Consider the following 26252-nt stretch of genomic DNA (forward strand, 5'->3'; position numbering starts at 1 on the left):
GGGAGCAAGATTGAAACATGATTATTCATATTCCAGAGGTTTTAAACTCAGAAGAATTATCCTATGTGCGTTCTGTATTTGCCAAAGCGACTTTTGTTGATGGAAAAGTCACCGCAGGCGAACAATCAATGCAGGTAAAGAAAAATGTGCAAATTGATCAGTCTTCTCCTGAAAGTAAAGAATTAGGAGAAATAGTTCTGAAAGCATTAGGGCGCAACCCGATTTTTAACTCAGCGGTGATGCCGTATCGTGTGGTGCCTCCTTTGTTTAATCGATATGATACGGGGATGGAGTTCCCCGATCATGTTGATAATGCGTTGCGTCCTATTCCAGGAACAAATATGCGTATTCGAACGGACGTGTCATCAACGTTATTTTTAAACGATCCCGAAGAATATGAGGGTGGAGAGTTAATCATTCACGATCACAGCGGGGCTCAGGCAATTAAACTGCCTGCAGGGGATATGATTGTTTATCCCACGTATAATCTTCATTCTGTCAGTAAGATTACCAAAGGCAGTCGTTGGGCATCTTTTTTTTGGACGCAATCTATGATTAAAGAGGCGGACAAACGAAAAGTGTTGTTTGATCTGGATATGACAATCATTAAGTTACGTACCAGGATGAATGATAATGACCCACAGATCCTAGAATTAACGAATGTGTATCATAATCTCATGCGTTTATGGTGTGAATTATAATCAACGTAATTTTGCTTTTAATCCCACAATCAGCTTGTGGGATTGATTTTTTTTGATTGGTTTTTAGTTTTCTACTTGTTTAATGATTTGATCCATATCTTTAATTTTTAAGTCTTGTTTCAAATAGGATTCTTTATCAGAAAGTTTGATATCTAAGGACTGTTTAACTTCATAAGACAAAGTACCTTGAGAGATTGAAAAATCCATCATATGCCCGCCCAAAGTCTTTTCTGTGTTAATAAAATGCAAATGAAACCCTGCAACAGAAATATTTTGAAAAAATTCAGGCGTCCAAAAGCCGATCAAAGAACCTTCTTTATTTTCGAAATGATCGACCACTTGATCTTGCGAAACTTCAAGAGCTGTTTTGTAGGCTTTGTTGTGGTTTTTTGGTCTTCTGATTTGCATTTTATCAAAAATACCTTCAATTTTAACCGCAACGAAGACATTGTCCAAAAGGGTATATTTGGCAAGCTCGTTATAAAGATTACTTTTGTTAATATCCGTAAAATTGACGATTTTATCGGGATTAAAGGTCGTAATCTGAGCAAAAGGCATATGCTCTTGGTCTGACATATCTCTTAATGGTGTATCGCTTTTTGCTTCATAAAAGTGACAGCAATCGATAATGACTTCACCCGCTAACCCGTCAGAGCAGCCCAAGCCAAAATCACCATGTTTTTTAATTTCAGAGATAGGAAATAACCCTTCAAATACACCCGCCATTAAAGAGTTAATACCAGAAAATTGATGAATATGTTTTTTCATTTGAATATACCTTTTTCTTATTTATTAATAACGAACCAAACCACCATCAATATTGAAGGTCACACCATTCACATAATTCGCCAAATCAGAAGCTAAAAATAAAATTCCATTGGCGATGTCTTGTGGAAAAGCATGCTGTCTAAGCGGAATAGATTCTATAGCTTTTTTGTAAATTTCTTGATCCATATTTTCGCTAATAATTGAAGTGCCAGTCATGCCAGGGCAAATCGTATTGGTTGTTATATTATATGGACCAGCTTCTCTGGCGATGCCTTTGCTGAAAGACATGATAGCGCCTTTGGTAGCTCCATAACAAGTATTGCCCAGAAAACCACCGCCAACTTCTCCAGCGACTGAAGAAATATTAATAATTCTGCCCCATTTATTTTTCATCATGTGAGGAAGGGTTTTTTTTGTTAACATAAAGACACTTTTTACATTAATATCAAATAGTTTTTCCCATTCACTGACAGAAACATCAATAATATCACCAGTACAAATAATTCCAGCGTTATTAACCAGAATATCTAAAGACTTATCTTGTTTAATAATATTATCAATAAGGCTCGTTGTGTCTGTATCAGAAGAAACATCACAATAGATAAATCTTGCATTATAATTTTCTTGTTGAAGTTTTTTTACGGCTTCTTCACCAGCAGCTTTATTTATATCACTGATAATGACCTGAGCACCTGCTTGGCATAATGTTTTAGCAGTTTCGAAACCTATACCTTGGGCCGCACCGGTAACCAAAGCAACTTTGTTATTAAGATCAATTTTCATGTTCATATCCTTATAGTGAGTTGATATGTTCATCATATCGTTGATAGAATTGTCCTCAATCTATAAAAACTAAACCTTGGTGAAGCAGAACTTAAACAGGATGATGATGGTTAATATTCCCTTGAATTTATTTAATGTGTTTTTAGCATCTGCTGAGCAACAATCCTTTAAAGCTGCTGGTGAAAAGCTTTGCTTAACAACCAGTGCGGTCAGTCAATCCATTAAAAAACTAGAGGATCTTTTGGGTGTATTATTATTTCATCGCAAAACAAACGCGGTGGAGCTAACACCTTCAGGCGTTGAGTTGCTAGAATATGTTAAGGCTGGAATCAATGAGATCGAAAAGGGCATTCAGCACATTACCAAACAGAATGATACGATTTCTATTTTTTGCCCTCCTGGTATAGCGTCAGAGCTGTTATCGCCATTTATGTTCAAAATTATTGCAGAGGGCTTTCAAAATATACGCATTGAATCTAACGAACAATTTTCCTATAACACTTACAGTCAATATGACCTTGCCATCATCCTAGATGAAACCGAAAAACAAGCTAAAAATACGCTTTATCTGGGACCTGATTATTACTTTCCCTTTTGTCATAAAACGATATATGACCAAATTAATTCTATTGATGATTTGTATAAGATGTTCCTTTTTCATCATGATTTCAGCAGGATTAGTTGGAAGGAATGGTTCGCGTATAATGATATTACCTATACACCCCAGAAAACCCTAACGTTTACCAGAGCTGCACAACTTTTGTCTTCAGTAGATAATGGGTTAGGGGTTGGGCTTGAATCCTCTAGGTTATTGGCGAAAAAATTAGTTTCAGGTGACTATCGTTTATGTAACTTGCCCAACCTCAAACCAGTTAAAAAAGATATTACGTGGCTTTATATCAACTCCAATAAAAAAGAGAATAAGCAAATACTCTTCTTAAGAGATCTAGTATTAGAATATTGTTCAACAGACATAGAGGGGAGGCTAAAGTGTTTAGGTTAGATATGATTATACAATTAACCAATCAAAGCTATAATATGTTTAATATTTTTAGTGATTTATAAGTTAAATCATTACGTAAAGAAAGTGAAAGATTAGGTTTCATTTCAAGGTTTAATGAAAAAGCAATTTTATCGCCATTAGGCTTTTCAACCCATCCCGTTAACCAACCTATCCGTGGATTTTTATTTACGCCTAAGCCACTTTTTGCGTAAATTTTATTTCCATTTTTCTGAGTAATAAAGAGCATTTGTTGTACATCGTTTTGTACTTGCTTTTTAAATGGCAGTTGTTGGTATGCAAACTGATAAGCAAACTGAGCCTCTTGCACAGGAGTTATTTTTAGTGGTCCTACTAACCAAAATTTATCAACTTGGTTACCAATTGTTTCATTTCCATAATGGATACGTTTAATTTCTTTTTGCATCAAAGATAATCCTGTTCGGCGTGCCAATGCCTGATAAACAGGCACTGCAGATAGTCGCGTTGCCTCGCCAAGGGTCATGTCTTTTTCCCAAGAGGATAGCATATGTTTTTTGCCATCCCATTTAAAGATTTCATTAGGAGTGGCAATATTATTTTCCAAGCCGATTAATGCATTGACCATTTTAAAAGTAGATGCCGGAACATAATAGGTTTGAGCTCGTTGTAACGCATTTCCAAAAGTTTGAATTACATTTTTATTATCGATAACCAAAACACCTTGAATATGTGCTTGATTAAAAAGTTGTTGGATATCGTTTTGTTGCTTATGTGTATAGTCGATATTTGTTTGTTGGCTATGGGCAACAGGCACGAATGCACAAATACCATATATTGCAACAACCGTCTTTGAAAGCATCCATGTTTTTTTCATTTTGATCTCTTATTAAATATTTATAACTACCGTTTATCAAAACATATTTAATAATCGATAAATATAATCTAAATCTTTATTGGAACGATTAGGATCATCCGCTCTCTTTCTCAGTTCTTCTTCGATTTGTCTCGCATTGGATGCATTTCCTGATAAATCAATTGGATTATTATCTTGATCCTGAGATCTGCCTAGAGGATCGTACTTTTTATCAGGAGAAGCTTTATTTGCAGAGGAGGGATCTTCCTTAGGATTACTCGCTGTGAAAACAGGAAAGAAATTAGAGAAGCGTTGTGCTTGTTGCTGCATCGTTTGCTTTGCTGATTGCTTGCCTTTTTGTAAATCAACAAGCGCTTTTTGTTGAGCCTCCGAGGCTTTGAGATCATCTTTATTTTGTAAATATTGATGTGCCGTATTCATGTCTTTTTGAGCATCGTCAAGGTTTTTAATCGGTTGCTTCGTAATTGCTTGCATTTGTGCTTGCAGCTTTTTTAATGAATCGATTAAATCTTGTTGTTCTTGCGTGCTTTGTTCAAGAGATGGGATAGATTTTTTAGCTTTCTCTTCTGTTTTTTGAGGTGTAATTTGTTTTAATAATTCAGGTGTCGAAAGTTGATTTAACTCTTGGTTAGGACGCAATAGAATAGGAACGGATTTGTTCAATCTGGCATAAGTTTGGTTTAATAAATCTTGTTGTTTTTTGGTCAGTAATTCAAGTTCTTTAGTCAGTTTTTCCATTTCTTTTTGAGATTTAACATGGTCTTCCAGCTTTTTTAAATCTTCAGCAGTGGCATTGCGCATCGTGCTTAAGACTTGATTGGTATATTCCAATTGTTGCATGGCTTTATCCATGTCACCATTTTCCATGTTTTTGGACATCCCTTTGAACATATCTTGAAAAGAACGCGTGCTGGTAAATTGAACCTCTTTACCATCGGAATCTTGAGGTTGGTCCTTGGCATTTTGTTTTGCCATTGCCATCATTTTTTGTGCAACGGCATTTTGTAAGCGCTCTAATCTTCTGTTTAGCTCTTGCCGATCTTGATTGGTGATCTTGTCTTTTCCTAAACGCTGCATTTTGTCGAGTTGCTCTTGCACACTGGCTTGGGCAGCACGAATTTCTATGTTCGCTTTGGCAATATCAGAATTGCTATTCTTTCTTTCTTCTGTATCAAGAATCAAATCCCATAAACGGGATAAGGTTTGAGCTTTAACTTGCGCTGTATTGGTATGAGCATTTTCAAGATAATAGATAATACCAACATAGTTCAAAAATAAGTCATAATCACTAAAAGCATTCGGGATTTTTTGTAACTCTATGAGTGCTGTGATCGTATCATTTTTAGAAATCTGATCGGTTCCATAAGCTTGTCGAATTTGGTTCAGCTTTTGCGCAATGGGTGAGGAAAATATCCGTTTAGGTAAAGTAAAATCGATTATTTTACTGTTCGCTGTTTGTCCTGTGACGTCTGTGGCACTGAGCGTTGCTTGGGCATTATTACCAGCCCAAATACTACTGGATAAATCTTGATATAAAGTTTGAGTAATGTTTTTCGGATGATCGCCCAAAGGTAATGTTAAAGAGAGGATATGCTCTTGGGGATGATTATTATCTTTGGGCAAATTAACGGTTAACTGTAAAGATTCAATACCGTAATGTTGTGTTACTTTGAAAGCAAACGCAGTTTTCCAATCATATTGACTTTTTTGGATCGGACTGGTCCAAGTGATTTTTGGGGGAAGATTATCAGGAAGATTAAAAGTCCAAGCTGCTATAACACGACCTCTGCTGTTAACTTGTAATATACCAGATTTTTGAATAGTCCCTTCAACTTGCCATTGATTATTTTCAAGCTGTTGAATGGAAACTTGATCTAAAACAGTATTTTGTTCAGGATTAATAAGTTCAGGCGCTTGTTTCAGATCAGACAAAGCAATATGTAAACGCCCTTTTGGATCAGTAGCAATTGTCTCTGTTCTGGATTTAATGTAAATAGGTGCAGCCCCACTATAAGTAGGGGGAATAATCCATGCTTGGATTTTGGGTAGAGCCATTGTTGCATCGTCATATCCAGGACGCAAAGCTGATAACAAGCGCGAAGATGAAATATAATGATGATGAGACACAAAGAGCGCTGCAAAGAAGCATAATGTAACAATAGCTACGCGGTTTAGACATAAATATTTTTTAAATATTTTTGGAAAACCAACTTTTAAGCTTGGAAAATCTTTGTAAATTCTTTGTAAATGATTATTCCAGACGGTTTTACTGTCGATTTGCGTTGGCGTGTCATATAAGGTTTGTAATGGTTGGTGGGACAGATTATTGATCTGTTCTAATCTTTGCAATATTTCTTTAAAAGAAGGTAACGAAATATGCTTTACTTGATAAATAATAGCTCCAATACTGCTAATACCTAGGATAAAGAGCAGGAACCCACGAAGAAAATCAGGTAAAAGCTGAGGAAGCCCCAGTAATCCCAAACATAGATATATCCCCCATAAAGAGGAGAAGGTTAAAAAAATAGGCCAATATTTCTCAATAACAGTATTTGTCTTGGTTAGAAATATAGCTTTTTTAATCTGTGCTTTATGGTCTGGGGATATATTCATTAATTTACAAAGCAGGTTAAGAGTTTTTTGGATACCAAGAAGGAATAATTTCATCCTTCCATAAATCTTCGATGGTTTGACGCGGTTGAATAATGGCAGATTGATTGCCAGAAGTCATAATTTGTGCTGCCATAGGACGTGCGTTATAAGTAGAGCTCATTACGCTGCCATAAGCACCAGCATCTAAAATGGCCACAAAATCACCAGGTTGCAAATTGGGTAATAAGCGATCTCTGGCAAAAATATCGCTGGATTCACAAACAGGACCATCAATATTTAAAGATTGATAAGGGCGTCGATAGATTTCTGGATTAATTGGCAAAATACCATGCCACGCATCATACATGGCAGGACGAACCAAATCATTCATTGCAGCATCAATGATAATGAAAGGTGCTACATCAGAGCCATTGCTTTTATGCATAACAACTTTGCCGATCAGAACCCCAGATGGGCCGACAAGCCATCGCCCAGGCTCTATGCCAAGTTTCAGATCTAAAGGCGCCAATACTTCTTTCATCAAGGCAGCAATGGCACTAGGGCTGGCCTCTTGCTCATCATGATAAGAAATACCAAACCCACCCCCACAATCCAATGTCGAAACTTCTAATCCTTGATTGCGCGCTTCATTAATCAGATCAACCATTTTGACGAACGCTTGACGATAAGGATCGGTTGAAGAAATCTGACTGCCAATATGGACATCAAATCCTAATGGGGTAATATTTGGCAATTCATAGGCTTCTTTATAAACTTCAATCGCTTGTTTATAAGCGATACCGAATTTATTTTCTGCCAGTCCTGTTGTGATTTTGTGATGAGTTTTCGCATCTACATCAGGGTTAATCCGTAAACAAATGGCTGCATTTTTACCCATCGATTGGGCAATTTTTGATAATAAATGTAATTCCTCGCGGCTTTCTACATTAATTTGTGCAATTTGTGTTTCAATTGCTAGGCGTAATTCATCTTCAGTTTTACCAACACCAGAAAAGCAAATCTTTGAAGGATGTATTCCTGCTTTTAAGGCACGTTTCAATTCTCCGCCACTAACAATATCAGCCCCAGCGCCTTCTCTCGCCAGTAGATCTAAGATTGCTAAATGTCCGTTTGCTTTCATAGCGTAATGAATAGAAACGTCTAATTGTTCTGCTTTAAACGCTTGATCGAGTTTTTGATAGCGTGATTTCAAAATATCTGCATTCATTACCCATGTAGGGCTGCCATATTCTTGAGCAATTGCTTTTAAAGAAGTTTGTCCAAAATATAATCCTTCTTTTGCATTAATGGTAAAATCTGGATGATGTTGCAAAAGTGTTTGTAAGCTAGGGGGAAGCGATTGAATGGGCGAACTCATGGAAGTAAAAAGCCTTTACTATAGAATATACAAGTGAAGATAATATTATTATGATTACAGAAAGATAAAAAAGTAAGTGTATCTATTCTTATCTAAACGTGCAAATAAGAAGTCAAGAAATAACGATTATTTTGATAAATAAAAAGAGATTGATGATGACTTTATTTAAAGTTGTTTGCGTTTTAAGCCTTATACTCATAGGAAATGTTGGTTTAAGTGCTAAATATACAAAGGCACAGGGGAATTCTGAGCCAAAATTACCTGGTTTAAATAAAAATGATGAACATCGTCAGGAAGTAGAAGTATCAGAAACGCCTTGGAGGATTATTGGACGAGTACAAACAAATGCAGGTCAAAAATGCACTGGCTTTCTGATTTCACCTAGGATTGTTGTAACCGCAGCACATTGTTTATGGATCAATAAAACTAAACAGTTTTTTGCGCCTCAATCAGTGCATTTTTTATTAGGATATCAACGACAAAAATATAAAATAGCATCTCGCGTTCAACAGATTCTTCCTTCAGAGCCATATCGTCAGTTGATGTTAAGTAACAAGGATAATGATATTGTTTCAGATCGAGTTTATCTATTATTACCCAAAGATATTTTGCCTGCATCTGGCTTAGTGCCACTTGCCAAAGAGTTACCAAAAGAGAACACAGCTATTTGGCTGGGTGGGTATGAACAAGATCGTATAGAGGTTGTATATGTCGACAAAAATTGTTCGATACAAAAAGTCATACAAATCCCGAATATGCCATCTAAATTATTTCATTCTTGTCAAGCAACATATGGGAGCAGCGGTGCGCCTTTATTTGCAAAAGATTCAAACGGGAAATGGACCATTATTGGCATACAAATTGCTGCCTATGGAAATAAAGCAGGGGGCATTGCTGGTTCTTTGATAGAAGCAATCCATCAATAAATGTGCTTTATAGAATTGTCTATAAAGCACATTAGATCATTAGTCGGCAGGTGGATAGTTGCGAGGATAAGTGATTTTATCTGCTGGACCTGGTGGTTTAGGCGAGCCTTTGCGTCCACAACCAGAAAGTTGAATGGTAACGATGGTTAAACAACTGAGTACCAAGCATAAAGAAATATATTTATTCATGATTAATCCTGTAATAATTGTATCCATTTTTGAGCTTGGGCGCTGACATTACTTGGGGCAGTACCACCTTCACTAGTGCGCGATGCTAATGAAGATTCAACGCTTAGAACTGAAAAAATGTCGTTGGTAATGTTTGGTTCTATTTTTTGCATATCTTCCAATGAGACCTGATCCAATGTCAGATCCTTTTGTTCAGCCAAGCTAACGATTTGACCTGTCACATGATGTGCAGTACGAAACGGCATCTTTAATTTTTGCACCAACCAATCTGCTAGATCCGTCGCTGTCGAGAATCCAGATCCAGCCCAACGACGCATATTGTCTTTGTTGGCTTTTAAATCCCCAATCATGCCAGAACAAGCTGCTAAACAAAGCATCATGGTGTCGGTTGCAGCAAATACTTGTTCTTTATCTTCCTGCATATCTTTGGCATAAGCCAAGGGAAGCCCCTTCATAACTGTTAATAACCCAATTAAAGCCCCAGAAACACGACCAATTTTTGCACGGACCAGTTCAGCTGCATCAGGATTACGCTTTTGCGGCATGATGGATGAGCCAGTCGTATAAGCGTCAGACAATTTTACAAAAGAAAATGGTGAAGAACACCAAATCACAATTTCCTCTGCTATTCTGGATAAATGCATCGCCATAACGGAAAGGGCGGATAAATATTCCAAAGCAAAGTCACGATCAGACACTGCATCCAAAGAATTTGCCATAGGGCGGTCAAAGCCTAATAATTGAGCGGTCATTTGACGATCAATTGGAAAAGAAGTCCCAGCTAATGCAGCAGCTCCCAGAGGGCTTTCGTTCAATCGTTTACGTGCGTCAAGCAAACGACCTGTATCGCGGGATAGCATTTCAACATAGGCCAATAAATGATGTCCAAAAGTAACAGGCTGTGCAGATTGTAAATGCGTAAAACCTGGCATTGGTGTGTCCGCATATTCTTGTGCTCGTGTTGCCAAAGTAAGCATCAAGTGCTTTACAGACATTACCATCTCGTCAATATTATCACGAACCCATAAACGAAAATCTGTGGCAACTTGATCGTTTCTTGAACGTCCTGTATGTAATCTTTTACCGGCTTCACCAATATTATCAGCCAGCCGAGCTTCTATATTCATATGGATATCTTCAAGGGCACGACTAAATTGAAATTGATTATTTTCAATCTCAGTTTTGATCTGTTGTAAACCTTTGTGAATAGATTGCTTATCTTGTTCAGAAATAATACCAACTTTTGCCAACATTTCTGAATGTGCCAGTGATCCTTTGATATCTTGCTGCCATAATCTTTTATCGAAATCAATGGATGCATTAATCTGTTCCATAATCGCCGAAGGGCCTTCGGCAAAACGACCGCCCCATTGCTGATTGGCTAGTTTTTTGTTGTTATCTTGTGTCAAAAAATATAGCTCCTAGAATATGTGTATATATTATTATGATTTTTGATATATTTGGAATCATAACAGTAAATATTTCAAAAGTCATTTGGATACAACGTGTGACCCGTAACGAAAACCCATTTTATATTAAAAGTGAACATAAAATAAAATTAAAAGAAAAACATGCTTTTTCTGATAAAGAATTGTTGGAAGAATTGTCAAGATGGATCCGTGTTAACAAAAACGTACCGGACTGGCCAAATTCTATTTTGTCGCGCTTTGGTTCGTTGCCTGCAATGTTACTGGCCAGCAAAGACGAATTGCAAAATGGGTTAGAGCTTTCTGAAAAAGAATCCGCAAACATCAAGTTATTTCACGAAGTTTGTATACGTTTATTAAAGGAAAAAATTTATAATTGTGATATTTTAAAAAACAAATATATGTTAATCAATTATCTAATTGCACATTTATCTCGTAAGCAAACAGAATGTTTTTATATATATTTCTTAGATCACAAAGGAGTGGTTCTCCAAGAAAGTTTACAAGGCATTGGAACGGTAAATACGACGTCTTTGTATATTAGAGAGGTTACTAAAAGTGCGCTGCAATGTAACGCATCACAGATAATCATGGTTCATAATCATCCTACCGGTGTTGCAAAACCATCTGAAGTCGATATTAAATTAACCGAGATGGTTGTGCATGCATTAAAAGTCGTTGATATTAAGGTTGTAGATCATTTAATTATCGGAAATGGCTGCTATTTTTCTTTCGAAGAAAATAGCTTGATTACTCCTTCGAATATAAATCCTGCAACATAGCTCGAATCCCAAACTCGCCAGGTAAGCTGTTATAAGGAAAGAGAATATTGACATGCCCCATTTTACGACCTGGTTTGGCAATCTCTTTGCCGTATAAATGACCGATAAGACCTGGCGTTGCCATGATTTTAGGCCAAAGCGCCATATCTTCTGGACCAATAAGGTTTTTCATCACTGCATCAGAATGTCTGATTGCTGGGGGTAACGGAAGACCTGTTACGGCACGAATATGCATTTCAAATTGGTCGATAGGGCAAGCATTCATTGTCCAATGGCCAGAATTATGAGGTCTTGGCGCAATTTCATTAACCAGAATTTTTCCGTCACGATCTATAAATAATTCAACTCCAAGAATACCAATCAACTCTAATGCATTAGCAAGGTGTATAGCCAACTCTTGCACTTGTTGTCTGAGATCAGGTTGAATACGTGCAGGAACGAGAGTCAAATCTAGAATACTATTCTTATGCTGATTTTCAGCGACATCAAATGTCTGCACGACACCATGAATATTACGCACAACCATGACGCTGACTTCACAAGCAAAATCTACTTTTTTCTCAGCAATTAAGGGATGAGGTTTTAAAGTGTGAAAGGCTGCTTCAAATTCATCTGGGTTATGTATAACGGCTTGACCTTTGCCATCATATCCAAGGCGAGTGGTTTTTAGAATAAAAGGATAACCGAACTTTGCCCCTGCTTTTTCTCCATCACTTGGTTGTTCAATTTTCAACCATTTCGTAGTAGGGATATCATGATCGTTTAGAAATGATTTTTCTAAGATACGATCTTGGCTAATCCGTAAAATATGGCCAGAGGGATGAACAGGGCGTATAGATGACAAAAGGTCGATCCCTTTAGCGTCTATATTTTCGAACTCAAAGGTAATGACATCAACTGCGTTAGCAAAGGATTCCAATATTTGTGGATCATCATAAGCACCAATTGTGGTATGTGAAGCCACTTGCCCAGCGGGTGGATCGGGAATGTCTGACAAAATATGGGTTTTAAAACCAAGTCGAGACGCAGCAACAGCTGACATACGTCCTAGCTGCCCTCCGCCAACTATACCAATGGTAGAATTAGGAGAAAGCATTGAAAACCTCTTTATAAATAAATGTCGTGATTATACGGGTGTTAACGCAACAGATTCTGTTTGCTTGGTGCGCCATTCTATCAAGCGTTGCTCGATATCTGAATTAGATAATGCAAGAATGGATGTCGCCATAATCGCTGCATTAATGGCCCCAGCTTTACCAATAGCTAATGTTCCGACTGGAATACCCGCGGGCATTTGAACAATAGAGAGCAAGCTGTCCTTACCACTTAAGGCATGGGTTTGCATGGGAACCCCTAATACAGGGAGATGTGTCCAAGCAGCGGTCATTCCAGGCAAATGTGCAGCACCGCCAGCTCCAGCGATAATGACTTTGATGCCTTTTGATGCTGCGCTTATTGAATATTCTCTTAAACGATCGGGGGTGCGATGAGCAGAAACAATATTAACTTCGTGAGGAATGTTAAGTTCTCGAAGAAATGTAACCGCGTTACTCATAACGTCCCAGTCAGATTGGCTGCCCATAATGATACCAATAAGTGGTGCGTTCTGTTCAGATATGGACATATTCTACTCTTGTTCTGAAGATTCAGCTTTATCTGAATATTCTGCAAAGATTTGATTTATATCATATTCTGGTTCTTGCTTAGAAGAAGAGGGCGGTGCAGCAAAAGCATCTTCTAACGATTCAGCAGCTGGAACAACAGGCGTTTCAATACCTTCTTTAGCAAATCGTTCATTGCCCTCGGCAATCGCAGCATTTAGATCCATTTGGCTACATAAGCCTAGAATTACAGGATCACGAGGTTTGATATTGGGAGAATTCCAATGTTGTTTGTCTCTGACTTTAGCGATTGTATCTTTGGTTGTTCCCAGCAATTTTGCAATTTGTTGATCGAGTAGTTGAGGGTAATTACGAAGAATAAATGCAATTGCATCAGGACGATCATTCCGTTTGGAAATAGGGGTGTATCGCGCCCCTTTAGAGCGTCTGACGATTTGCATTCTTGATGAAGACAAGCGTAGCTTGCGAGAAGAATCTGCTTCGCATCGAGAAATTTCTTCTTGTGTTAATTGCCCATTAGATACTGGATCGTAACCAATTATACTTTGTGCAACTTCACCATCAGCGATTGCTTGCACTTCCAAAGGGTGCATACCGCAAAAATCTGCAATTTGGGTAAAGGTTAATGCAGTTTTTTCAATTAACCATACTGCAGTTGCTTTTGGCATAAGAGGTAAAGTCATAATCGTCCTATGGAATAATTTAAAGGTATAATTAGATAATTATTATATAAAACAAGATATATACACCCTAATTTATATAATAATTATCATGGTAAAAGCAAATAAAATTAGAGTTAAGAAAAGGGAGACTCTTCTTAACTCTAAAAAAACCTTTTGATAATAATCATCAAAGAAGAACCTATTAGCTCTTTTTTTGACCAATACCAGCAAAACGTTTATTAAATTTAGCAACTTGACCACGAGAATCATTGATACGTTGCACACCAGTCCAGGCTGGATGAGACTTTGGATCAATATCAAGACGTAAGGTATCCCCACTTTTACCATAGCAAGAGCGAGTTTTGAATTCAGTACCATCTGTCATGACAACAGTAATTTCGTGATACTCTGGGTGAATATCGGCTTTCATGATTTTCTCTTAAACAGACTATAAAAACTCCGTTCGTTGACGGAGAAACAGGTTACCTTATAAACTTTTTATAAATTGAAATCAATCCATTCAATATAATCTTTTTTAATTTTTACTTTTTTTTTATTATTGGCAATACATATATATAAGAATATTGTTTATCTGATATGGTTTTTATATAGAAATAAAGGAATAAAATTATGAGTGACGAACCAATTTCAAGTAAATCTAGAACCCCCAAATGGTTATTGGATTTTCAAGCGTTTATTATGCGTGGAAATGTGATTGATTTAGCTGTCGGTATTATTGTTGGTGCTGCTTTTACTGGAATAGTCAATAGTTTAGTCAAAGATATTTTAAACCCAGTAATTGGTTTAATTATTGGAGGTATCGATTTTAGTAACTTATTTTTTACGTTAAAAGGGCAACATGTTCAAACTTTGGCAGAAGCACAAAAAATTGGTGCTGTTACATTAAATGTAGGTGTATTTTTAAACGCTGTTATTCAATTTATTATCGTTGGTTTTGCAGTTTTTTGGTTCGTACGAATTTTGAATAAATTTTATGTAAGCTCTAAAAAGAAAGAAGCAGAAGCACCTAAGAAACCATCAAATGAAGAGGTTTTGTTGGGTGAGATCAGAGATGCTTTGGTTGCACAAAGTAAAAATAATCGTTAAATAAAATTACCTATAAACGATATGCAAAGTTTTAATGAATGAAAAGAATTAAGCATTTGTTGATTATTGCTCTTTTGTTGTTCCCATCTGTGGGATGTCAAATGGATAGAGCAAGCAATTCCCTTGATGAACCAACATTGCGTTCAGTTGCAAAAAATTATTTATTTGTTCACGGAATGTGTATGGGATATTTACAAAACCCATCGGTAACAAAAGATCAATTTAATGCGTTGTTTCAATTAGATCAACAGGCTAAACTATCGGTAATTAAGGCGCTTAACAGTCCAAATAAGACTAATTTAGAGCAGGCTCAATATTTAATGAAACAAATTATTGCTTTTCTTACAGTTAATAAGGCATAGCGCTATTGATAAAAAAAAGTAGCTTAAAATAAATAAGCTACTTTTTTTGTTTAACTTAATTTGTTATGAATTTTTCTTTGAACGTCTTCTTAGGCTGCCTTCTTCCATAAATAACAATAATGGTGCAGCGATAAATATTGAAGAGGATGTCCCCACTACAATACCAAATAACATTACCCAAGCAAAACCTGACAATGAAGCCCCACCAAAAAGCGCAAGAGGTAATGCAGCCAAAAATACGGTTGAGGATGTCGCCAAGGTTCGGCTCAGCGTTTCATTGATTGACATATCAATCAACTCACGAATGGGCATAGAATGATATTTGCGTAAATTTTCTCTGACACGATCATAAACAACGACTTTATCGTTAGTGGAATATCCTAAAATCGTTAAAAGCGCAGCAACCATTACCAAATCAAATTCAAAATGAGTAATGACTAGAAAACCAATTGCTTTGGTAAGGTCTAATACAAGGGTAATAATCGCACTGACGGCGAACTCCCATTCGAATCTAAACCAAATATAGAGCATAATCATCAGCAAGCTGAAACCCAATGCCAGCAAACCATGTCGAAATAATTCCGAAGAAACAGAGGCTCCAACTGCATCAGCACGAACAATTTTTGTGCCATCTTGTGCAGAGGTTACCGCTTGTTTTACTTGATTAATCAAGGTTTGTGTCGCTTCGGTATTGTTTTCTTTGGGTGCATCCAAACGAATCAACACGCTGTTCTTAGCCCCAAATTGTTGCAAGCCAGCAGCAGAAATATGAGCTTGATTTAACTCCATCCTGATTTTTGCAAAATCAGCAGGGCCTTGAGTTTGGGCTTCAACAACGATACCGCCGCGAAAATCCAGCCCAAGCGTTAAACCTGGGTGAAGAAAGAGGATCAAAGACGCAATAGAGAGAACCGCAGAAGTAATTAACCCAATAAAGCGCCCACGCATAAAGTTAATTTTAGTGCCATTGGGGACTAAATGTAATAAAGGACGTCCTAGCATGTTCTTTCTTTCAAACTGGTAATTCTTTGGGACGAGTAACCGCATACCAGCGGATAATCAACATCCAAGACAAGCATAAAGTCGTAAAGATTGTGGTTACAATACCAATGGTAATGGTCAATGCAAAACCACGAACCGGTCCTGTACCAAAAATAAAGAGCATTACGTGAGATAAAAATGCGGTCACATTACTATCAATAATGGTGCTTAACGCTCTGTCAAATCCTGCTTGTAAAGCATTCAAGGGGGTTCTTCCGTTACGAACTTCTTCTCTGATACGTTCATTAATTAAGATGTTTGCATCAACAGCCATACCAAGGGTCAATAACATCCCCGCCATACCTGGCAAGGTCAATGTTGCTTCGAACAAAGACAAAATAGCTGTCATTAAAATAAGGTTGGCAAATAACGCAACGTCTGCATAAAATCCAAAACGACCATAAAAAACAAGCATAAAGACGATAACCAAAGCAAAACCAACAGCAAGGCTAATCGCGCCAGCACGGATTGCGTCTTCACCCAAAGAAGCCCCAATTGTGCGTTCTTCGATGATTTTCAATGGTGCTGGCAAAGCCCCAGAACGTAGCATTAATGCAAGGTCAGTGGCTTTTTGTACTGTAAAACCACCAGTGATTTGGCCACTACCACCAGGAATAACGCCTCTTATGACGGGGGCTGTAATGACTTGATTATCCAACACAATCGCAAAAGGTTTACCAATATTAGCTCTGGTTACATTGGCAAAAGCTTGGGCACCAGCGGTATCAAATTGAAAGTTAACTGCATATTCGCCACTTTGTTGATCCATTCCCGCACTGGCATTGGTAAGCTCTGAGCCATCAACTTCGACATGGTCACGAATAGGTAGTTTTCTGGAGGGATCTTCCATCATTGGCATAAAGGTTACACCAGGTGGAGGGAAGTCAGGGTTGGTTGCATTTTCATCCAACAGATGAAATGTCATTTTTGCCGTTGTACCCAATAGTTTTTTAATACGATCAGGATCATCAACACCAGGAAGCTGAACAACAATACGATCTTCGCCTTGACGCGTAATCGAAGGATCAACAGCTCCTGTTGCATCAATACGTTTTCTGACAATCTCAATCGATTGTGCAATGGCATCGCTGCCACGTTGTTTCATCGCATCTTGGGAAAGGGTCAGCGTAATTTGATCATTCGGCGCAGCACTGATGCTAAATTCATTAATAACCGCTTTGGGCATTGCATTTAATGCTTTTAACACAGCGTCTTTTTCAGAAGAGCTGCGCAAAGTAAAGCTGATCGTATGATCTTTGTCAGAGCTGTGAATATCTTTATACCCCAAATCTTTGGAGATCAGAGTTTGGCGTATATTATCGCTGAGTGTTTGCAGTCGATTTTTGGTAAGCGCATTCAAATCAATTTGCATTAATAAATAAGAACCACCCCGTAAATCCAACCCAAGATGGACTTGACGCCACGGAATTTTGGGTGAGGGAGCAGACATAAAATTCGGTAAACATAATAATAGCCCAATAAAACAGGTAAGAATAACCAGGGCTAGCTTCTTGCGGCTGTAATACATCATCGCAGTAACGACTAAATCCTTATTTATAGACCATAATGGACTAAAAATGGTTGATGAAAACGCTTAACGACGATGTCGTTATGACGCATGGTGTGTAATAGTGTTTTAGTAAACAGCTAAAATTTAATAAGATACAAGCTATATAAAACAAAATTGAACAGTATAAAATAGAATAATATAAATTTGTTACTCATTTACACTATCATAAGCAAAAAAAATATAATGAATTAAAAATATGTTGTCAGTAATTTCTATATCTACATCAGTTTGAAGGCTGTGTGGCTATGCCTTTGAGAGATCAATTGTAATAAATATATAATGATAATTTACTGTGAATAATTTTAGCTATCTATAGTGTGAAATCAGGCATCAAGTAATAAATTAGAATTAATACTTTTCAAAGGAAACTAAAATAGACCTAGAAACCAGAGAAAAATATTTTTATTGTGTTTATGGTATGCCATCATGATTTTAAACAATTATTAATAATTACAGTAAAATACATTTGAAAAAAAGATTTCAGCATGAAAGAAAAAACAATGTTACGAGTAGGAATTGCAGGGGCAGGATATTTTGGACGATTTCATGCGTTAAAGGCGGCTGCGTCTAAACGTGAAGAGTTGATTGGGATTTATGATCCGATTATTGAGAATGCCGAGCGTGTTGGCAAAGAGGCTGGAAATGTGCCTTATATGCCTTTGGACGAATTATTGGATCAATGTGATGCGTTGATTATTGCTGCCCCAGCTGAGGAGCATTACAGGTTGGCGGTTCAAGCCATTCAAGTGGGTAAGCATGTCTTGATTGAGAAACCGATTGCTTCGACCCTAGAGCAGGCAGATCATTTGATCGAGCTTTCCAAAGAAAAAAATGTTGTTTTGCAAGTGGGTCATTTGCTGCGTTATTCTGCTGAACAAAAAGCCATTACGGAACGAATTAAACGCCCACTTTATATTGAAACGACACGCATAGCACCATTTAAACCTCGAGGGGTTGATGTTTCTGTGGTTCTTGATTTGATGATCCATGATTTGGATTTGGTGATGGCGATTGTGAATTCTCCGATTGATAAAGTTGATGCGTTAGGGGCTGCGGTGACTTCGGAATTTGAAGATATCGCCAATGCAAGGGTGACTTTTGTTAATGGTTGCGTTGCCACGATTGCTGCCAGTCGGATTTCTTTGAAAACAGAGCGTAAAATGCGGATTTTCTCGGAAGAAGGATATTTATCGGCAGATTTTATGGAAAAACAACTCGTGATGATCGGTCGAGAAAAAGGTTTGCCTCTGCCTGGCACCAATGGGTTCAGACGCGAAGCCGTCAAATGGAAAGATCATGATAACCTGGAACAAGAACACGCAGCCTTTGCAGCTTCTTGCCTTGATGGCGCACCTGTGATTGTCGATGCTGTGGCTGGACGAAATGCGTTGGAAGCCGCTTTGGCAGTGATTAGTAGTGTTAAGGAATCAAGAGAAAGAATGCAAGCATCAGGGTTGTTAAGCTCGAAGAAGATGAGTTTTTGATTTTAAATGGAAGAAATCAACCTTTCCATTTGAAAGATAGGTTGATGAACTATATTTCTTTCTGATTAACCCGTTTTGACAATTCTTCTGCACTTTCGATGCGTTCAGAATAGCGGTTAGTTAAATAATTACTTTGTCCCCTGGTTAGTAATGTGAATTTATATAGCTCTTCCATCACATCGACGATACGATCATAATAAGGAGATGGTTTCATACGGTCTTGCTCATCAAATTCTAAAAAAGCTTTGGGAACAGAGGATTGATTAGGAATAGTAATCATCCTCATCCATCGTCCTAAAATACGCATTTGATTCACGGTATTAAAGGATTGTGATCCACCACAGACTTGCATTAATGCCAAGGTCTTGCCTTGAGTATTTCGAATAGCTCCAGCAGCTAATGGGATCCAATCAATTTGAGCTTTTAAAATAGAGCTCATCGAGCCATGACGCTCGGGAGAACACCATACCATGCTCTCTGACCATGCTAATAATTTATAAAGTTCTTTGACTTTTGGATGAGTATTGTCTGCGTTTTCGGGCAAAGGCAATCCTTTGGGATGAAATATTTTTACCTTACCACCAAAATATTCTAGAATTCGGCCTGCTTCTTGCACTGCCAACCGACTATAAGATTTCTCACGGTTAGAACCATAAAGTAATAAAAAACGTGGTGGATGGGTTAAGTTTTTAGCTTGCACTTTGTCAAAAGAAGGTTTTTCAATTTGTTCTATATGAATATTTGGAAGAGCCATGCGGATTATTCTTTCTCAAAATATTTGCGGTTAAGGCTTAACGCAACATTTACTAATAAAATCAAAACTGGTACTTCGACCAAAGGGCCAATGACGGTTGTAAAAGCAACGGGTGAGTTAATCCCAAAGGTTGCAATTGCAATAGCCAAAGCAAGTTCGAAATTATTCCCTGCTGCGGTAAAGGAAATTGAGGTTGTAATGGGATATGTATTGCCCATCCTTTTGCTGATAAAAAAGCTAATCATAAACATCAGCACAAAATAAATAATCATAGGAACAGCAATTTTAATGACATCCAAAGGTAAATGAACGATATCTTTGCCTTTAAGGGAAAACATTACAATAATTGTTAATAACAGTGCAATCAGGCTAATAGGGCCGATTTTTGGTAAGAATTGATCTTGATACCAATTTGCATCTTTTATATGGATTAAGATGATTCTAGTTAAAAAGCCTAATAAAAAGGGAATACCCAGATAAATCAATACAGAATGGGTTAGTAACCAAAAATCAATATATATAACTTTTGCTTTGATCCCAAAAAATGGAGGAAGGTAAGTTAAAAAGAACCATGCATATGTGCTGAAAAATAGAATTTGGAAAATACTATTAAAAGCAACCAAGGCTGCGACATATTGATTATCTCCTTTTGCTAAATCATTCCAGACTAATACCATCGCAATACATCTGGCCAACCCGATCAGGATTAATCCTGTCATATATTCATAATTATAACGTAAAAATATAATTGCCAACACAAACATTAAACACGGTGCAATGATCCAATTTAAAATTAAAGATAAAGTTAGTGTTCGTTTATCTTTAAATATTTTGGGTAGGGTTGCGTAATTGATTTTAGCCAGCGGGGGATACATCATTAAAATTAATCCGATAGCAATTGGAATATTGACATTATGAACGCTGGATTGGTTTAAAAAATGTGGAATTTGTGGAATAAAATTTCCAATTATAATACCGATCGCCATGGCTATAAAAATCCATAGCGTTAGGTTGCGATCTAAAAAAGAGAGTTTTGATTTAGACATATTGCTTTTTATACTATGGGATGTTGCGAAAGAGTGGTTAAAATTTCTTTTGCCCAAATGGGAAGGTCTGGATTTAAACGATAATATACCCATTGACCTTGGCGTCGATCCAGCAAGATCGCATGAGTTCGCAGTAATGCTAGATGACGAGAAATCTTTGGCTGGCTAAAAGCAAGTTGTTCTGTGAATTCGCAAACGCAAATATTATTCTTGCTGATTACCATTTTTATGATTTGCAAACGGGTAGGGTCAGAAAGGCATTTGAAGAAATCTGTTTGGTTCATTGATATATCCTTTAATATTGATATATGTATATACGAATAATCATATATATTCAATGAGAAGATTGCTTTTCGATTTAAAGGCATTTTTAAATCAGACTAACTTTGCTTCAATTCTTCTTGTAACATTTCTAACTCCAACCAACGCTCTTCCATTTGATGGTGTTCTTGATGGGCTTTAGTAAGTTGTTCTGTAAATTTATGAAAAGATTGTGAGTCTTTTTCATAAAGAACAGGATCAGCAAGTTTTTCATTTAATAATGCAATTTGCGCACCTAGTTTCTCAATTTTCTCTGGTAAATGATCCAGCTCATATTGATCTTTATAAGAAAGTTTTTGCGTCTTACTCTTGGCAGGTTTAGCGGAACCATCAGTTTTAGAGGCTGCTTTTTTAGCAATGTCAGCTTCTTTTTGATTTTGCTTGCGCAAAGCCATCATATCTGAATAGCCACCAGCATATTCCAACCATTCTCCTTTCCCATTGGCTATCAAGGTCGAAGTCGCGACACGGTCTAAGAAATCACGATCATGGCTGACGACAAGGACGGTGCCAGGATAAGAGGCGAGGAGTTCTTGTAATAAGTCAAGTGTTTCTAAATCTAAATCATTCGTAGGTTCGTCGAGGATCAGAACATTCGAAGGTCTTGCTAATGCACAAGCCAACAATAATCGAGCTTTTTCTCCGCCAGATAAAGCATGAACAGGGGTCTTGGCTTGTTCTGGGTTGAACATAAATTCCTTCATATATCCAACAACATGACGTTTTTCATCGCCGATTTGAACATAATCGCCACTGCCGTCCGTCATCGTATCAGCCAGCGTTTTATTAGGGTCTAATAATTTACGTTGTTGGTCTAGTGTATTGACTTCTAAATTAACCCCGATTTTAATTTCGCCACTATCAGGGGCTTCTAAGCCTGTCAAAAGACGCAAAAGCGTTGTTTTTCCAGCCCCATTAGGGCCAACAATTCCTAAACGGTCTCCACGTAATACCCGTAAATCAAGGTTTTTTACAATAACTTGGTCACCATAAGATTTATTAATTTGCTCTGCCACGACGACTAATTTGCCAGAAATATCCGCCTGACTGGCTTGCAAGGAGGTCATGGATGGGTTTTTAATAATATCTTGGCGTTTTTTGCGTAAATCTGCAAGCTCTGCCATACGGCGCACATTGCGTTTCCGTCGAGCGGTTACACCATAGCGCACCCAATGTTCTTCTCTGACAATTTGGCGATTGAGTTTATGCTGTTCAACGGCTTCTTGTTCAAAGAATTCTTCTTTCCATTGTTCGAACTGAGAGAATTTTTGTTCTAATTGTCGAGTTTGCCCGCGGTCTAACCAAATAATACCATTGGCCATATTTTCTAAAAACCGTCGATCATGGCTGATGATAATCATGGCAGAGGAAAGCGATTTTAACTCAGCTTCTAACCATTCAATTGCAGGGAGGTCCAAATGGTTTGTTGGCTCATCCAATAATAACAAATCAGGCTTGGGAGCCAATGCTTTGGCTAATGCACAACGACGAGCTTCCCCACCAGATAAGTTTTTAGGATTTTCAGTGCCATCTAACCCGAGCGCATCTAACAAAATTCGCGCACGATAATGATCTTCGTGGTCAGGTAACACAGAACAAACATAGTCAAATGTTGTATTATATTCTGAAAGATCAGGTTCTTGTGATAAATATTGCACGGACGTGCCAGGTTGTAAAAAGATATTACCTGAATCTGCGTGCTGTTGCCCAGTAGTAATCTTTAACAAGGTTGATTTGCCAGATCCATTACGGCCAACCAAACAAACACGTTCTCCAGCAGAGAGGCTGAAACTTGCATTATCAATTAATGGTTTGCCACCAAGGGTAAAAGAAACATCTTGGAGTAGTAAAATAGGTGTGGACATAATGAACCTCAGTGAATAAGTGGGCTAGATACTACGTTAATTATAATCCGGGGGCAATGTCATTATTTGTAGAATTATTTAATTCTTTTGAATATAACGGTGTTCGTAAATAATTTATGATTTTGACCAAATGCTCATGGCTAAGCTAATGCGTTACAGGTAGCTTTACAAACCAACCTTTGGGCCATATCTCAATCTTAATATTAGGGGTTTGTTTCCATAGTTTAACTTGTTCTCGCCAGGGGGTAACTCCATAGGAATGAGAAACAAAATGATAATAATTGTGATAATTAATAATTAACAACCAAACACTCAATAGACCACATATATATCGACCTTTTTTCGGCAGGGTATAAATAAAATATGTCAGCAAGACACACATTAATGATTGATTGATAAAAGCATAACGCTGATTAAAGTAAGGTTCAAAAAACCAGTAGCTTGGTCCAATTGCACCAAAAGTCACAAGAGCTAAATTTAACAAATTATAACTTAGTAAATAACTTGCAAGTCTGGTATTTGGGTATTTATAAAAACAATAAACAATTGTGAGTAGAACAAAAATACTAACGCTGCATGCAAAGATAGGAATTTGTTGTGCTTTAATAAGCGATTGAAGGTAAAGCAAATAAGAATTGGATAAGGAATTATTTCCAAAAAAAGGAATATATAAATCTTTTGCAAAAAAAATACTGAGAAAATCAGTCATCGAAAAATAATATTTGCGATCATGAAATGATTCATAAAAACAAGAAAATTGAATCACATTTCCAATTAATAATATAATAAATTGTTCGAACCTCAGAAGCTCTTTGTCCAATAAACAACGTAATAAATATAATGGGAGAAGAGTGATACTCATCACTCCTGAAAGTGCTGTTAATAATAAAATACTTATTTTAAAATATCGTTGATGTCTTGAGTCGGTATCTAGGATCAAGGTAATAGCAGCAGCTAACGTAAGTTGAAATTGAATATGCAGGCTTTGTAAAGATATTTCTAAAGACTCAGGCACAAAAAGCAATAAGAGTGCAAGTAGTAAGCGGATTTTGAAAGATGAAAGCCATTTATCTCTCGCTGTGAGGAGTAAATAAGTGGGTAACAATTGAAACAATACCCCGATCCCCATTGTAACGTAAGGTGCATATATCAAGGGTATACACCATCGCGCGATTAAAGTCGCAGCGTTAACAGGAAGGTTTAAATATCCACCGTAAGAAAAAAATAATGCTTTTAAAGGGGGCATCACCCAAGCATTCGTAAAGAAACCACCTTCCTCTGCCCAAAAACGGCTATCGATCAGGACTTCTGGAGAGCGTGTTAAATGAATAAGTGCAACAAATAACAATAACGCAAATGTCTGAACATTTTGCTGTTTGAAATATTCTTTTATCATTGTCATTACTAAACTATTAATTACTTTTTAGGCGCAAATATCGAGTTTGAAAACTGTTCAGGAACAACTATATACCAACCGCTGCTCCATATTTTAGGACGATAATCGGAATTTTGTTTCCACTTTTGTAACTCTTGTTTCCATATATGTCCACCACCATCTTTGGCTTCTGGTAATAACTGAAAGAAATTGAAACTTCCCACGATAAGTAACCACAGAATAACAATATTAGTAATAAATTTTCCGGTTTTTGGTAAGCTGATGGAAAAGTGAAGGATCATGATCGCAAATAATGCTTGACTTAAAAACGTGTATCTTTCTGTAAAATATGGATTAACAAGTTGAATCGTTCCCCCAATAACCCCATAAACAGCCAAAGATAGAGTTAATAAAGCAGTAATATAGAGGATAAAAGCTTTACGTGTGGATGGGTATAGAATAAAAATACTTGAAACACCACCCAAGAAGATACACGTGATAACACAAGATTTAATTGATACTTGATTGATTTCTAGATGATGAAAAACATCTGCCATAATGATCATCGATGTTTCAAGATTATTGAGATAGTAAGGGTAAGCAAAGAGAATAGTTTTACCGATGACACCATAAACAACAAAGAAGATAACCAAGCATATTGTTATAAAAAAGACTAACAAACTGCGTATTTTCGAGTATTTAATCATGCAAATCAACGCAATGACTAAAGATAATCCTATGATAATCAATATGGGAATAAAAAGATGGTGCGCTTGTAGTTCATAATATATTTTGACGATTATTTTAATAATAACATCATATCGATGTCCTAAAAATGGAAAGACCAAATCTCGAACATAAATAACGCTGCACAAATCAGCAAAAGAAAAATGCCCTTGACGTGCTATTGTTGTACTATTGATATCAATATTGAATTTGATATTATAAAGATAAAAAGCAAGCTGGATAAGACTACCCAAGAATAAAGCAAAGAATTGTTCTATTCGTCGATAATTTTTGTCGTTTATAAATTGAATAAGATAAATTGGGAGCAAAATAATCGGTAATAAACCACATAGAGGCGCGAAAAAAAGCAACATTAGTTTAAACCAACGCTGATATTGAGCGTCCGTTTTTAAAAGAGCAATAAACGCACATGCAAGTGTCAGATGGAATTGGATATGTAAACTTTGTAATGAAATTTCTGAGGATTCAGGGACGAATAAAAGTAACAAAGTTGCTAATAAACGAATATGAAAGGGACCCAACCATTCATCTTTAGCGGTTAATAACAGGTAAATTGGTAGTATTTGAAAAAATAGCCCTGTAAAAGTCGTGACATAAGGAGCATATTCAAGAGGGATATGCAAAAACCGAGCGATTAAAGTCGCACCACTGGCACCAAGATTGATATATCCACCGTAGACGACAAATAAAGCATGTAGAGGATTCATATTATATGCGTTTACATAAAATATATTTCCTTCCTCTGCCCAAAAGCGACCCTGTATTAAAATATCAGGAGCACGTATAAATAGAAAAAAAACATATAAAAACAGTAATAAAATTGTCTGGTTATTGCGTTGTTTTAATATTTTGATAGACAAAATATGGAGCTTTCACTGTTAATAAAGAGAAAGA

Annotated in this window: 25 protein-coding genes and 1 pseudogene; 7 read left to right on the forward strand and 19 right to left on the reverse strand. The window is 37.0% G+C overall.

Going from position 1 to position 26252, the window contains the following annotated elements; translation table 11 throughout:
- Positions 1-17: 17 nt before the first annotated feature.
- Entirely contained in the window at positions 18-701 is a 684-nt protein-coding gene (locus PQG54_RS07845) for a Fe2+-dependent dioxygenase (RefSeq protein ID WP_271788586.1), read from the forward strand.
- Positions 702-764: 63 nt separating this feature from the next.
- Here the strand turns inward: PQG54_RS07845 and budA are convergent, their stop codons facing one another.
- On the reverse strand, positions 765-1469 hold the full coding sequence (gene budA / locus PQG54_RS07850; protein WP_271788587.1) for an acetolactate decarboxylase: 705 nt from the start codon (positions 1467-1469) through the stop codon (positions 765-767).
- Positions 1470-1493: 24 nt separating this feature from the next.
- Positions 1494-2252 carry an SDR family NAD(P)-dependent oxidoreductase gene (locus PQG54_RS07855; RefSeq protein ID WP_271788588.1) on the reverse strand — a complete coding sequence of 253 codons (759 nt, stop codon included), beginning with the start codon at positions 2250-2252 and terminating at the stop codon, positions 1494-1496.
- Between the two features lie 100 nt (positions 2253-2352).
- Here PQG54_RS07855 and PQG54_RS07860 point away from each other — a divergent pair, with 100 nt between their 5' ends.
- Positions 2353-3255, forward strand: coding sequence for a LysR family transcriptional regulator (locus PQG54_RS07860; RefSeq protein ID WP_271788589.1), 903 nt, complete (start codon positions 2353-2355; stop codon positions 3253-3255).
- 28 nt (positions 3256-3283) lie between these two features.
- Here the strand turns inward: PQG54_RS07860 and blaOXA are convergent, their stop codons facing one another.
- The 3 genes from blaOXA to lysA are packed head-to-tail and all read right to left on the reverse strand — an operon-like array spanning position 3284 to position 8078.
- Positions 3284-4108, reverse strand: a complete 825-nt coding sequence (blaOXA, locus tag PQG54_RS07865) for a class D beta-lactamase (RefSeq protein ID WP_271788590.1) — start codon at positions 4106-4108, stop codon at positions 3284-3286.
- Between the two features lie 36 nt (positions 4109-4144).
- A complete protein-coding gene (locus PQG54_RS07870; protein ID WP_271788591.1) occupies positions 4145-6775 on the reverse strand; it encodes a DUF4175 family protein in 2631 nt (876 codons plus the stop codon).
- The gene (lysA, locus tag PQG54_RS07875) at positions 6738-8078 is read right to left on the reverse strand and encodes a diaminopimelate decarboxylase (RefSeq protein ID WP_271788592.1); all 1341 of its coding nucleotides are present in this window, start codon (positions 8076-8078) and stop codon (positions 6738-6740) included. The genes PQG54_RS07870 and lysA overlap by 38 nt, the downstream gene beginning before the upstream one ends.
- A gap of 152 nt (positions 8079-8230) precedes the next feature.
- Between lysA and PQG54_RS07880 the strand changes: the two genes are divergently transcribed.
- Positions 8231-9004 carry a trypsin-like serine peptidase gene (locus tag PQG54_RS07880; protein WP_271788593.1) on the forward strand — a complete coding sequence of 258 codons (774 nt, stop codon included), beginning with the start codon at positions 8231-8233 and terminating at the stop codon, positions 9002-9004.
- Positions 9005-9043: 39 nt separating this feature from the next.
- Here PQG54_RS07880 and PQG54_RS07885 read toward each other — a convergent pair whose 3' ends face one another.
- Together PQG54_RS07885 and argH are read right to left on the reverse strand one after the other, a co-directional pair.
- A complete protein-coding gene (locus PQG54_RS07885) occupies positions 9044-9193 on the reverse strand; it encodes a hypothetical protein (protein ID WP_271788594.1) in 150 nt (49 codons plus the stop codon).
- A gap of 2 nt (positions 9194-9195) precedes the next feature.
- Complete coding sequence (argH, locus tag PQG54_RS07890) at positions 9196-10602, reverse strand: argininosuccinate lyase (protein ID WP_271788595.1); 1407 nt, start codon at positions 10600-10602, stop codon at positions 9196-9198.
- 98 nt (positions 10603-10700) lie between these two features.
- On the opposite strand from argH, the gene PQG54_RS07895 reads away from it, so the two are divergent.
- Positions 10701-11402, forward strand: a complete 702-nt coding sequence (locus tag PQG54_RS07895; RefSeq protein WP_271788596.1) for a JAB domain-containing protein — start codon at positions 10701-10703, stop codon at positions 11400-11402.
- Here the strand turns inward: PQG54_RS07895 and PQG54_RS07900 are convergent.
- The 4 genes and pseudogenes from PQG54_RS07900 to rpmE form a co-directional block, all read right to left on the reverse strand.
- Positions 11371-12498 (reverse strand): 5-(carboxyamino)imidazole ribonucleotide synthase, encoded by a 1128-nt coding sequence (locus PQG54_RS07900; protein ID WP_271788597.1) that lies wholly within the window; start codon positions 12496-12498, stop codon positions 11371-11373. The genes PQG54_RS07895 and PQG54_RS07900 overlap by 32 nt on opposite strands.
- A 30-nt stretch (positions 12499-12528) precedes the next feature.
- A complete protein-coding gene (gene purE / locus PQG54_RS07905; RefSeq protein WP_271788598.1) occupies positions 12529-13026 on the reverse strand; it encodes a 5-(carboxyamino)imidazole ribonucleotide mutase in 498 nt (165 codons plus the stop codon).
- A gap of 108 nt (positions 13027-13134) precedes the next feature.
- Positions 13135-13707: pseudogene (locus PQG54_RS07910) on the reverse strand (DUF1013 domain-containing protein); the annotation flags it as partial.
- 181 nt (positions 13708-13888) lie between these two features.
- Complete coding sequence (gene rpmE / locus PQG54_RS07915; protein WP_271788600.1) at positions 13889-14116, reverse strand: 50S ribosomal protein L31; 228 nt, start codon at positions 14114-14116, stop codon at positions 13889-13891.
- A 200-nt stretch (positions 14117-14316) separates the two neighbouring features.
- Here rpmE and mscL point away from each other — a divergent pair, with 200 nt between their 5' ends.
- Together mscL and PQG54_RS07925 are read left to right on the forward strand one after the other, a co-directional pair.
- Entirely contained in the window at positions 14317-14793 is a 477-nt protein-coding gene (mscL, locus tag PQG54_RS07920) for a large-conductance mechanosensitive channel protein MscL (protein ID WP_271788601.1), read from the forward strand.
- Between the two features lie 38 nt (positions 14794-14831).
- Positions 14832-15155, forward strand: coding sequence for a hypothetical protein (locus tag PQG54_RS07925; protein WP_271788602.1), 324 nt, complete (start codon positions 14832-14834; stop codon positions 15153-15155).
- Positions 15156-15218: 63 nt separating this feature from the next.
- Here the strand turns inward: PQG54_RS07925 and secF are convergent, their stop codons facing one another.
- Entirely contained in the window at positions 15219-16157 is a 939-nt protein-coding gene (gene secF / locus PQG54_RS07930; protein ID WP_271788603.1) for a protein translocase subunit SecF, read from the reverse strand.
- Between the two features lie 10 nt (positions 16158-16167).
- Positions 16168-17727, reverse strand: a complete 1560-nt coding sequence (secD, locus tag PQG54_RS07935; RefSeq protein ID WP_456304911.1) for a protein translocase subunit SecD — start codon at positions 17725-17727, stop codon at positions 16168-16170.
- Between the two features lie 524 nt (positions 17728-18251).
- Here secD and PQG54_RS07940 point away from each other — a divergent pair.
- The gene (locus tag PQG54_RS07940; RefSeq protein WP_271788604.1) at positions 18252-19250 is read left to right on the forward strand and encodes a Gfo/Idh/MocA family protein; all 999 of its coding nucleotides are present in this window, start codon (positions 18252-18254) and stop codon (positions 19248-19250) included.
- A gap of 49 nt (positions 19251-19299) precedes the next feature.
- Here the strand turns inward: PQG54_RS07940 and arsH are convergent, their stop codons facing one another.
- The 6 genes from arsH to PQG54_RS07970 form a co-directional block, all read right to left on the reverse strand.
- Entirely contained in the window at positions 19300-20013 is a 714-nt protein-coding gene (arsH, locus tag PQG54_RS07945; RefSeq protein ID WP_456304912.1) for an arsenical resistance protein ArsH, read from the reverse strand.
- Positions 20010-21050, reverse strand: coding sequence for an ACR3 family arsenite efflux transporter (gene arsB / locus PQG54_RS07950; RefSeq protein WP_271788606.1), 1041 nt, complete (start codon positions 21048-21050; stop codon positions 20010-20012). Before arsB ends, arsH begins: the two co-directional genes overlap by 4 nt.
- Positions 21051-21058: 8 nt before the next feature.
- Positions 21059-21334 (reverse strand): metalloregulator ArsR/SmtB family transcription factor, encoded by a 276-nt coding sequence (locus PQG54_RS07955; RefSeq protein WP_271788607.1) that lies wholly within the window; start codon positions 21332-21334, stop codon positions 21059-21061.
- 96 nt (positions 21335-21430) lie between these two features.
- The gene (locus tag PQG54_RS07960; protein WP_271789520.1) at positions 21431-23239 is read right to left on the reverse strand and encodes an ABC-F family ATP-binding cassette domain-containing protein; all 1809 of its coding nucleotides are present in this window, start codon (positions 23237-23239) and stop codon (positions 21431-21433) included.
- Between the two features lie 142 nt (positions 23240-23381).
- Positions 23382-24638: a hypothetical protein gene (locus tag PQG54_RS07965; RefSeq protein WP_271788608.1), complete on the reverse strand. Its 1257-nt coding sequence runs from the start codon at positions 24636-24638 to the stop codon at positions 23382-23384.
- 14 nt (positions 24639-24652) lie between these two features.
- Complete coding sequence (locus tag PQG54_RS07970) at positions 24653-26218, reverse strand: hypothetical protein (protein WP_271788609.1); 1566 nt, start codon at positions 26216-26218, stop codon at positions 24653-24655.
- Positions 26219-26252: the final 34 nt, after the last annotated feature.

It is taken from the genome of Commensalibacter communis, from assembly GCF_947179015.1.
Classification (GTDB): Bacteria; Pseudomonadota; Alphaproteobacteria; order Acetobacterales; family Acetobacteraceae; genus Commensalibacter; species Commensalibacter communis.

Bases quoted from the DNA above. Each gene is read 5' to 3' on its own strand.
- secD (WP_456304911.1), bottom strand. From the start codon at position 17,727: ATGATGTATTACAGCCGCAAGAAGCTAGCCCTGGTTATTCTTACCTGT.
- PQG54_RS07885 (WP_271788594.1), bottom strand. From the start codon at position 9,193: ATGAATAAATATATTTCTTTATGCTTGGTACTCAGTTGTTTAACCATC.
- PQG54_RS07880 (WP_271788593.1), top strand. From the start codon at position 8,231: ATGATGACTTTATTTAAAGTTGTTTGCGTTTTAAGCCTTATACTCATA.
- purE (WP_271788598.1), bottom strand. From the start codon at position 13,026: ATGTCCATATCTGAACAGAACGCACCACTTATTGGTATCATTATGGGC.
- PQG54_RS07965 (WP_271788608.1), bottom strand. From the start codon at position 24,638: ATGACAATGATAAAAGAATATTTCAAACAGCAAAATGTTCAGACATTT.
- budA (WP_271788587.1), bottom strand. From the start codon at position 1,469: ATGAAAAAACATATTCATCAATTTTCTGGTATTAACTCTTTAATGGCG.
- PQG54_RS07855 (WP_271788588.1), bottom strand. From the start codon at position 2,252: ATGAAAATTGATCTTAATAACAAAGTTGCTTTGGTTACCGGTGCGGCC.
- PQG54_RS07870 (WP_271788591.1), bottom strand. From the start codon at position 6,775: ATGAAATTATTCCTTCTTGGTATCCAAAAAACTCTTAACCTGCTTTGT.
- mscL (WP_271788601.1), top strand. From the start codon at position 14,317: ATGAGTGACGAACCAATTTCAAGTAAATCTAGAACCCCCAAATGGTTA.
- arsB (WP_271788606.1), bottom strand. From the start codon at position 21,050: ATGTCTAAATCAAAACTCTCTTTTTTAGATCGCAACCTAACGCTATGG.
- secF (WP_271788603.1), bottom strand. From the start codon at position 16,157: ATGCTAGGACGTCCTTTATTACATTTAGTCCCCAATGGCACTAAAATT.
- PQG54_RS07940 (WP_271788604.1), top strand. From the start codon at position 18,252: ATGAAAGAAAAAACAATGTTACGAGTAGGAATTGCAGGGGCAGGATAT.
- blaOXA (WP_271788590.1), bottom strand. From the start codon at position 4,108: ATGAAAAAAACATGGATGCTTTCAAAGACGGTTGTTGCAATATATGGT.
- rpmE (WP_271788600.1), bottom strand. From the start codon at position 14,116: ATGAAAGCCGATATTCACCCAGAGTATCACGAAATTACTGTTGTCATG.
- PQG54_RS07860 (WP_271788589.1), top strand. From the start codon at position 2,353: ATGATGATGGTTAATATTCCCTTGAATTTATTTAATGTGTTTTTAGCA.
- PQG54_RS07925 (WP_271788602.1), top strand. From the start codon at position 14,832: ATGAAAAGAATTAAGCATTTGTTGATTATTGCTCTTTTGTTGTTCCCA.
- PQG54_RS07900 (WP_271788597.1), bottom strand. From the start codon at position 12,498: ATGCTTTCTCCTAATTCTACCATTGGTATAGTTGGCGGAGGGCAGCTA.
- PQG54_RS07845 (WP_271788586.1), top strand. From the start codon at position 18: ATGATTATTCATATTCCAGAGGTTTTAAACTCAGAAGAATTATCCTAT.
- lysA (WP_271788592.1), bottom strand. From the start codon at position 8,078: ATGAGTTCGCCCATTCAATCGCTTCCCCCTAGCTTACAAACACTTTTG.
- PQG54_RS07955 (WP_271788607.1), bottom strand. From the start codon at position 21,334: ATGAACCAAACAGATTTCTTCAAATGCCTTTCTGACCCTACCCGTTTG.